This window comes from Aliivibrio sp. S3MY1 (assembly GCF_028765575.1).
In the GTDB taxonomy this organism is placed as follows: Bacteria; Pseudomonadota; Gammaproteobacteria; order Enterobacterales; family Vibrionaceae; genus Aliivibrio.
Map to the genome: position 1 here is coordinate 74,419 of NZ_JARACO010000017.1, position 8,681 is coordinate 83,099.

Consider the following 8,681-nt stretch of genomic DNA (forward strand, 5'->3'; position numbering starts at 1 on the left):
GTCATGCTTAATCCCTTTTGTTATCTGCTGATGTATATAGCTCGTTTTTTTTGATTTAAAAGAGGCGGTTTAATCCATTTAGAGCCGCAACACGATAGGCCTCAGCCATTGTTGGGTAGTTAAATGTGGTATTAACAAAGTACTCAATAGTATTTGCTTCGCCCTTTTGCTCCATAATAGCTTGACCGATATGGATGATTTCAGCAGCACGCTCACCGAAGCAATGTATGCCTAAAATTTCTTTAGTTTCACGATGGAAAAGAATTTTTAAACTACCGATATCCATTCCTGCAATTTGAGCGCGAGCTAAATGTTTGAAGGATGCTCTTCCGACTTCATAGGGCACTTTTGCTGCTGTTAGTTCTTGCTCTGTTTTCCCTACTGAGCTGATTTCAGGAATGGTATAAATACCAGTAGGGATATGATCAATTAATTGTGCTTCCGCTTTTCCTTTTGTAATGGCTTGGGCAGTAAAGCGTCCTTGGTCATAAGCGGCACTTGCAAGACTAGGGTAACCAATCACATCACCAACCGCATAGATGTGATCGACTAATGTTTGGTAGCTGCCATTAACTTTAAGTTGTCCACGAGAGTCCGCTTCGAGTCCAACCGCTGATAGGTTTAATTTGTCTGTATTCCCGGTTCTACCATTGGCAAATAAGATGCAGTCAGCTTTCATCTTTTTACCCGATTCAAGGTGCATCACAATGCCTTCGTCATGCGCTTCAATGCTCTCAAATGTTTCATCGTTGCGTATTACTACACCACTGTTCCAGAAATGGTAAGAGAGGGCGTCAGACATTTCGTTGTCTAAGAATGAAAGTAAACGATCTCGAGTGTTGACGAGATCAACCTTAACGCCTAATCCACGAAAGATAGAAGCATACTCACTACCAATAACCCCGGCACCATAAATAATGATATGTCGTGGGTCATGTTTAAGAGACAGAATTGAATCACTATCGTAGACTCGGCTATGGTTGAAGTTCACGCCAGCTGGACGATAAGGGCGTGAGCCAGTTGCGATAATAAACTTATCCGCGGTATAAGTTTCAATAGAACCGTCTTTTGCCGTTACCGCGATAGTATTTTTTTCAACAAAGCTAGCTTCACCAAAAATCAATGAACATTGGTTGCGATCATAAAATCCTTGTCGCATTCTTGTCTGTTTATCAATAACACTTTTGGCGTGGCCTAAAATATCTGAAAAAGTAGAATGAAGACTGGTATTATTCTTACAATAAAGAGGGTTTGAATTAAACTCAATAATACGGCTAACGGCATGACGCAGTGCTTTTGATGGTATGGTTCCCCAATGAGTACAGCCGCCACCGACACTTGCTTCTCTTTCAATAATGGCTACATTCAGGTTTGCTTTGGTGAGTCCCATTGCAGCACCTTCTCCCCCTGGGCCACTGCCAATTACAATGGCATCAAAATGGGTCGAATGTGTAGGGGTCGAGTTAGTCATTATTAACGCCTTATTATTATCAATCTCGCAACATTGCTAGTGAGCTATCTTAACCTTTTCATTTGTTTGGTAAATCAAGTGAGTAAGATAGAGTGGAGAGGATCACGTTGTTTATGGAAATGTACTTGATTATGTATTTCATTATTTACATAGCCTGTGAGAATTCGATAATGTGAGCTAGCGAAAAGTTTGTGGTACCCATTTAATTAAATTGTGCAATATACGGTAAAATATATGTATCCTGAATTTGAAGCTGATGATCTCAATGCAATGTCAGAAATAAAACGACCAGTAAGCGCTAAAGGTGTACGAGCACAGCAAAAAGAGAGAACTCGCAGAACCATTATAGATGCTGCTTTTTGCCTGCTATGTGCCGAAAGAGGCTTTACGAGTTTGAGTCTGCGTGAAGTAACAAGAGAGGCGGGGATAGCACCCACTTCATTTTATCGTCATTTTAAAGACATGGATGAATTAGGTTTAACATTAGTCGATGAAGGCGGTTTGATTCTACGTCAATTGATGCGTCAAGCTCGCCAAAGAATCGTGGTTGAAGGCAGTGTGATCAGAACGTCGGTTGAAACCTTTATGGAATTTATTGAAGGCAGTCCAAACGTATTTAGATTGCTATTGCGTGAACGCTCGGGTACTTCTCCTGCATTTAGGGCGGCAGTCGCACGTGAAATTCAACATTTTGTTGCGGAACTAACTGAATATTTGGTTGCCACAACAGGAGTTGCTCGTGAAGAGGCATCGGTTCAGGCTGAAGCGTCAGTAACATTGGTTTTTAGCTCTGGAGCGGAAGCGCTAGATCTAGATACGCCGCACAGAGAGGAATTGTCAAAACGATTGATATTCCAATTACGAATGTTGTCCAAAGGGGCTTATTTGTATCGTAAAGAAAATGAAAAATAGAATTTAGATGCATTGATCGTAGTGAATCAATGTCTGTACGAGGTAATGAAAATGACACATGAAAATAGTAGAAATGAACGTAAGACGTTAGTGCTATCTGTAGTGACAGGTCTTTGTTTGAATGCCGTTTGGGTTGGGTTTACGGCGACGGAAGTTGCATTTTCAATATTTCCAATTATAGCGTTGGTGCTTGCAGCTCAAGGTTTATATCAAGAGTATTTACGTCAGCCAGCAAGTGAGGATACCTCTTTGATTGCTGCGGCTTGTTTCTTTGTCGGTTTATTTGGTCATTCAGCCTTTGTGAAAGCACAACATCCAGAAATGGGAGGTAACTTCCTGTCTATTGTTGTCGTTCTTAGTTTATTACTTTGGGTTGGCGTTAAAATGGATCTTTTGAAAAAGAAAGATGAGTCAGCAGAAGTTTAATTGATTCAAAAAAGAAAAGGCTCAGAATGGTGTGTTCTGAGCCTTTTCTTATTGTTCATTTAATGGTTATTTTCTTTCTAAGAAAACACCGGCTTCCATATGATGTGTATATGGGAATTGGTCGAAGAGGGCAAAACGAGTGATATTATGAGTTTTGCCTAAAATCTCTAGGTTTTCTTTTAATGTTTCAGGATTACAAGAGATATACATAATGCGTTCATAACCTTGAACCATTTTACAAGTGCCTTCATCCATACCAGAGCGTGGTGGATCGACAAAAATGGTATTACAGTTATAACTTTTCAAATCAACATTTTGATCTTTTAAACGTCTAAACTCTCGTTTACCTTCCATCGCATCGGTAAAGTCTTCTGCTGACATACGAATGATTTGAACATTATCAATATTGTTTGCTGCGATATTATATTGTGCAGAGTCTACCGATGGTTTTGCTAACTCAGTAGCTAATACACGATCAAAGTTTTTAGCTAAGGCTAAAGAAAAGTTACCATTACCACAGTAAAGTTCTAATAAATCACCTTGACTGTTTTGAGTGCAGTCTACCGCCCACTCCAACATTTTTTGTGCCACAACACCGTTTGGTTGAGTAAAGCTGTTTTCAACTTGCTTATAAGTCAGGATATCATCGTTTACTTTAAGTTTTTCAATGACAAACTCTTGGTCTAGTACGATTTTCATCTTACGAGCACGGCCAATAAGATTTAAGTTGAAGCCTTCATCATTTAAGCGTTGTTTTAGAGCTTTTGCTTCTTCTTTCCATGCATCATCTAATTGGCGGTGATAAAGCATAGAAACTAAAATCTCACCGCTTAGAGTTGATAAAAAATCCACTTGGAACATTTTATATCGCAGTGTTTTACTTTCTTTTACCGCTTCTGCTAGTAGAGGCATCAAATCGTTAATGATGCGACTTGCAGGTAAGAAGTAATCTACGCGGTATTTTTCTTTGGTTTCTTGATTGAACATAACGTAATACATATCGTCACCTTCATGCCAAATTCGAAATTCTGCTCGCATACGGTAGTTTTCAGCAGGAGAAGAAAAGACTTCCAATTCAGGAACGTCAAATTCAGAAAACATTGCAGACAGTGCTTCTGCTTTTTCATCTAATTGTACTTGATAATTTTCTGGGTTCATGACGGGTTGGGTCATTGTCTTGCCTCACGCTGCTCAAAATAAGAGCGCCGATTTTATGCGATAGAGATCTGTTGTCCAGTATTTGTGTGTGATTGATCGAAACTAATTGAGTAAAAGAGGGAATACTCATTAGCGAAGCCTAGACAAATATAGTGTACGCCATTACTATTTTGGCGATGTTGGTGCGCTATTTTTATATTCGATAATAGCCTGAAAAGGGAATCTGGTGAGAATCCAGAACTGACGCGCAGCGGTAAGAGAGAACGAAAGTACATTAAACACACTATTATTTTTCTTTATCAAAGGATGTAGAGAGAGGTGATGGGAAGTGAGTACCGTAGGTTAACTGCTCTCAAGTCCGAAGACCTGCCAGCAATATGCAATACATGAGTATTGCTATATGAACGTAACGCGATTTTAGGAAACAATGGAAATGAAAAAAACTGCCCTTGCGACTGCAATAGTGTCGCTGCTTTCTCACGCCTATACTTCCCCTGTATTTGCCCAAAACATCACAACTGAAACTGATGAGACGATGGTTGTCACTGCCAATCGATTTGAGCAGTCGGCGAAAGATGTCATTGCACCTGTTGAAGTGGTGACTAAAGAAGATATTGAAAAGTATCAAGCTAAATCAATTCCAGATGTGTTACGTAGATTAACCGGAATTCAGGTATCTCAAAATGGTGGCCGTGGTCAGCTTGCGTCGATATTTGTTCGTGGTGCAAATTCAGACCAAGTACTTGTGCTAGTGGATGGAATTAGATTTGCTCGAGCAGCAAAAGGTGGTGTTGATTTTAACCAGTTACCAATCACATATGTAGAGCGTATTGAGTATATTAGAGGGGCTCGTGCTTCATTATATGGTTCAGAGGCAATTGGCGGTGTTATTAATATAATTACGGTTGCTAACTCGAAATCAGAAAGCACAAAAATTAGTGTAGGACTAGGAAGTCTTGACTATAAAGAAGCAAGTGTCAGCACTAGTAATGCTATCGGTGAAAATGGGCATTTGAATATTGCGCTAGGTTATGATGCTGATGATGGTTATAACGTCCATCCGGTCGAAGGTGTAAATGATGGCGATCGCCATGGCTTTGAATCAAAAAATGCTTTGGTAGGTTACAACCACAAAATTAATGAAAATATTGAAGTATTTGCAAATGCTCGAACATATGAAAATACCTCTCAATATGATAGCTCATACTTTAGTCGCTTTAGTAATAGCTGGATTTACAGTTATAAAGAATCGGAAGTAGAAAACTACACTTTTGCGGGTGGAGTTAAATATCAAAATGATAAATTTAACTCAAAATTTGAAGGTAGTTTCCAAAAGCAAAAATCTTGGGATTATGAAAAGGAACTTGGGAAAAGTGATCCTTTTGGCTATGATGATGAATTAGAACAAAAAAATATTCAATGGGTAAATAGTTATGCTTTATTAAACGATGCAGTATTGTCTGGAGGTATTGATTGGCGTAATGAGTCTTACCTTGAAGGTGATGATGTATTTGATAGAAGCAATACAGCGCTATTTGGATTACTTAGCACTCAAGTATCTCAATTTTTAACTGAGTTAAGTGTTCGCTTAGATGACAATGAACAATATGGAAGTCAGGTTACTTATAATGCAGGTATTGGTTGGCGCTTAGTTCAAGAGTTTGGAGTTAAAGCTTCTTATGGAACAGCTTTTAAAGCCCCAAATCTTTATCAATTACATAGCTCCTATGGAAATATAGATTTAAAACCAGAAGAAGCTGAATCTTACGAGTTAGCTTTCGATGGTACAGTTCAGAGTGTTTATTGGTCAGTAACTTTGTATGACAATAAAATCACTGATTTGATCGGCTACAATCTTGGAACACAAAAATATTACAATGAAGATGGTGAGAACCACATTCAAGGTATTGAACTTGTTTCTGAGTTTGATACTGGCCTTTTATCTCATCAAGTTAGTGTTGATTTTAAAGACCCTCAAAATAAAGATGGTGAGCAATTGACTCGTCGTTCTAAAGAAATATATAAGTGGAATACTACAGCAAGTTTTGATGTGGTAGATGTTTCCTTAGGTTACCAATATTATAGTGAAAGACCAGATGGTTCAGTTGAGCTATCGGCTTATAGTCTATTTGATTTATCTGCAAACTATTATATTTCCGAATCAACAACAATTAGCGGAAGAGTCGATAACTTATTTAATGAAGAATATGAAACTGCGAACGGTTATCCTGCTCCTGAGAGAGCTTTCTATATGAATATGACGTATCAATTCTAATTGTATTAAACCGCCTTCATCGGCGGTTTTTTTTTCTGAGGTATCTATGAAAAAGAAAGTCATCATCAGTTGGTCTTCTGGCAAAGATTCAACACTCACTCTTATCCGTCTACTTCAAAATCCTGATTATGAGGTTGTCGCTTTATATACAACCCATGTTGCAAATGAAGTACCTTTTCAAGTCACACCTATTTCAGTTGTTCAAATGCAAGCTGACTTGGCGGGGCTACCTTTAATTACGATTGAATTGCCTACCGTGTTCCCTGCCAATAATGAATATCAAAGTTTGGTCGTAACTGGTTTAAAGGAATGTGGAATTGAGTTGGATGCAGTAGCCTTTGGCGATATGTTTTGTAATGGCATTGTCGAATACCGTAAAAGCTATATAGAAGCAGCCGGTTGGGAGTGTGTATTTCCACTGATAGGACAATCAAGTAGCGAGTTAGCAGACGAGATCATTCGTTGTGGAATTAAAACCATTCTTGTTACAACAGATGGAACTCAATTAGATAATCAATTCTGTGGTCAAGAATACACAATGCAGCTGCTTTCTGACTTACCAGTGCAAGTTGACCCATGCGGAGAAGATGGGGAGTTTCATACGTTAGTAATTGAGGCTCCTTGCTTTAGTGGCTCTATAGCGTTATCTGATATAAGGATCGATAAACAAGAAAGGTTTACTCATTTACGTTATCAGGCTTCTGTTTTACAAAAATAGCATTAAAGGTATGATTAGAGCCCCAATCTTCATATCGACTTAAAAGAGTCTGTGGTTTCAGTTATGCCAAAACATATTTTGATTTTTGATTCAGGTATCGGTGGGTTATCTGTATATAAAGAGATCCAATACCAATTACCTCTAGCAAAGTATATTTATGCTTTTGATAATGCAGCGTTTCCATATGGTGAACTCACTGAATCAGTATTAATTGAAAGAACGGTCCATATTATTTCTCAGCTTTGCAGCAAATTTGCTATAGATATAGTAGTGATCGCTTGTAATACAGCAAGTACGATTGTTTTACCTACACTTAGAGAAAAGTTAACCATTCCAGTGGTTGGTGTGGTTCCTGCAATAAAGCCAGCTGCGTTAGTATCAACTAAGATTGGACTTCTTGCGACTCCAGCGACGGTACAACGAAGCTACACTTATGACTTGATTAAATCATTTGCCCCAATCTCTGATGTTCAGCTATTAGGTTCAACGAGATTAGTTGAAATGGCGGAAGAAAAAATGATAGGGGTGGATGTTGACCTTGAAGAGTTAACAGTCATTTTATCTCCTTGGCAAGATAAGGTAGATACAATTGTCCTTGGCTGTACTCATTTTCCATTTTTAAGAAATGAAATTAAAAAAGTATTAAATGGTAATGTATTGCTTATTGATTCAGGTGAGGCGATAGCAAGAAGAGTAAAACAATTATTAGGGAATTATAAAGAGAAAGGAAAGGAAGCTATAAAGGGGGAGGTATTTTGTAGTGCCCCAACAAAGAATGAAGAGGCACTTAATAAAACATTTCAAGAACTAGGGTTTAGTCCTCTTCAATATTTGGATTACCCGAAGTTTTAGGATCATTAGCAATGCGTACTTTAAGTGTACGCTGATCAAATTCGTTATTGTTTAAGTTTTCGATAACGTTATCCGCATCTTTACTTGCAACAACAACAAAACCAAAGCCTCTTCTTTTACCTGTTCGTTTGTCTTTCATTAAACGAACGGCAAATACATCACCAAACTCCGCAAATAAATCTTTTACATCTGATTCATTTGCTCGGTAAGGAAGATTGCCAACATAAAGAGTCGTACTTGCTTGGTCTGTTGTTTGAGTATCATCAACAGAAGTCATAGTACTTGCCTTGGTTGGCGCTTTATTAATGGTTAATAGTGTAAAACCTGTAATTACTGCGCCAAAAGCGAAAGCAAAAGCGGGAGATACCGGAAAAAACGAGATTGCACCTGCACCTAGTGCAGCAATAGCAATGATAATAATATTTGAGTTAGTAGATTTCATGATAAGTAATGTCTAGTAAATAAATGGAAAATGATGAATTAACAATAAAATCACATTGATACTACTTATATTATTTATCAATTGCCAACTAATTAAGTCATTGTGCTTTTCTTGTAGGGGTTTTGTGTTAAAAAAAGTGATCTGCGTAGAAAATAATCACTTGAACTATATTCTTCAAAAAGTGCTTGCGAATAACTTTAAGCACCCTATAATGCGCCTCGTTCCCAAGAGAAAAACGAAAGCAGAAACGATTGAGAACATTAAGTTTTGAAGTGTTTAAATTAATTTTAAATAAAACTTGACTTAAAAGTCTGGCTCGGTATTATACGCAGCCTGAAGCGACGAAGCGGTAACGCTAAGTGGCTGAAAGACAAGCTCTTTAACAATTTAACCAAATCAATCTGTGTGGGCACTTGTGAGTTGATAA

At 38.1% G+C, this 8,681-nt stretch carries 8 protein-coding genes and 1 riboswitch; of the genes, 5 read left to right on the forward strand and 3 right to left on the reverse strand.

Features of this window, described 5'->3' with window-relative positions; translation table 11 throughout:
* Nucleotides 1-55 precede the first annotated feature (55 nt).
* Nucleotides 56-1,471, reverse strand: coding sequence for a Si-specific NAD(P)(+) transhydrogenase (gene sthA / locus PVK62_RS12255; RefSeq protein WP_274444732.1), 1,416 nt, complete (start codon nucleotides 1,469-1,471; stop codon nucleotides 56-58).
* 270 nt (nucleotides 1,472-1,741) lie between these two features.
* Here sthA and fabR point away from each other — a divergent pair, with 270 nt between their 5' ends.
* Together fabR and PVK62_RS12265 are read left to right on the forward strand one after the other, a co-directional pair.
* On the forward strand, nucleotides 1,742-2,383 hold the full coding sequence (gene fabR / locus PVK62_RS12260) for an HTH-type transcriptional repressor FabR (RefSeq protein ID WP_274444746.1): 642 nt from the start codon (nucleotides 1,742-1,744) through the stop codon (nucleotides 2,381-2,383).
* 51 nt (nucleotides 2,384-2,434) lie between these two features.
* On the forward strand, nucleotides 2,435-2,809 hold the full coding sequence (locus PVK62_RS12265; protein ID WP_274444734.1) for a YijD family membrane protein: 375 nt from the start codon (nucleotides 2,435-2,437) through the stop codon (nucleotides 2,807-2,809).
* A gap of 66 nt (nucleotides 2,810-2,875) precedes the next feature.
* Here the strand turns inward: PVK62_RS12265 and trmA are convergent, their stop codons facing one another.
* Entirely contained in the window at nucleotides 2,876-3,982 is a 1,107-nt protein-coding gene (trmA, locus tag PVK62_RS12270) for a tRNA (uridine(54)-C5)-methyltransferase TrmA (RefSeq protein ID WP_274444737.1), read from the reverse strand.
* 148 nt (nucleotides 3,983-4,130) lie between these two features.
* Nucleotides 4,131-4,355: riboswitch (cobalamin riboswitch) on the forward strand.
* Between the two features lie 45 nt (nucleotides 4,356-4,400).
* Here trmA and btuB point away from each other — a divergent pair.
* The 3 genes from btuB (at nucleotide 4,401) to murI (ending at nucleotide 7,812) form a co-directional block, all read left to right on the forward strand.
* Nucleotides 4,401-6,242, forward strand: coding sequence for a TonB-dependent vitamin B12 receptor (gene btuB / locus PVK62_RS12275; RefSeq protein WP_274444739.1), 1,842 nt, complete (start codon nucleotides 4,401-4,403; stop codon nucleotides 6,240-6,242).
* A 46-nt stretch (nucleotides 6,243-6,288) separates the two neighbouring features.
* On the forward strand, nucleotides 6,289-6,960 hold the full coding sequence (locus PVK62_RS12280; protein ID WP_274444741.1) for an adenine nucleotide alpha hydrolase: 672 nt from the start codon (nucleotides 6,289-6,291) through the stop codon (nucleotides 6,958-6,960).
* Nucleotides 6,961-7,023: 63 nt separating this feature from the next.
* Entirely contained in the window at nucleotides 7,024-7,812 is a 789-nt protein-coding gene (gene murI / locus PVK62_RS12285) for a glutamate racemase (protein ID WP_274444742.1), read from the forward strand.
* On the opposite strand, the gene PVK62_RS12290 is transcribed toward murI, so the two are convergent.
* Nucleotides 7,775-8,254 (reverse strand): RNA recognition motif domain-containing protein, encoded by a 480-nt coding sequence (locus PVK62_RS12290; RefSeq protein WP_274444743.1) that lies wholly within the window; start codon nucleotides 8,252-8,254, stop codon nucleotides 7,775-7,777. The genes murI and PVK62_RS12290 overlap by 38 nt on opposite strands.
* Nucleotides 8,255-8,681 lie beyond the last annotated feature (427 nt).